Genomic DNA, 277 nt, shown 5'->3' with positions numbered 1-277 from the left:
CACCCAAAGCTTCATTCGCCTTCAAAATAAAGAATACAAAGCCTTACGTGATGACTGCCTTGATATTCGACAATTTGATGCATTCCTTACGCAGTATCAAAACATCCGTGAATATCAAGATATTGATGAGCTTGATGCAAACATGCAGCAGGTAAATCCAATTTATATCTTACGTAACCATATGGCACAGCGAGCTATTGAGGCAGCGGAGCGAGATGATTTTAGTGAGGTTGACCGCTTATTTAAGCTACTCAACCATCCCTATACAAAGCAATCA

General features: G+C 40.1%; 1 pseudogene. It reads left to right on the top strand.

Annotated elements, in window-relative coordinates:
- A pseudogene (locus ACODJP_RS13965) lies at positions 1–277 on the top strand (hypothetical protein); the annotation flags it as partial.

This window comes from Pleomorphochaeta sp. DL1XJH-081 (assembly GCF_049310885.1).
GTDB lineage: Bacteria > Spirochaetota > Spirochaetia > Sphaerochaetales > Sphaerochaetaceae > CAYZJV01.
Note: the sequence above shows the minus strand (reverse complement) of the source record. Positions and strands in the feature narration are given on the sequence as shown.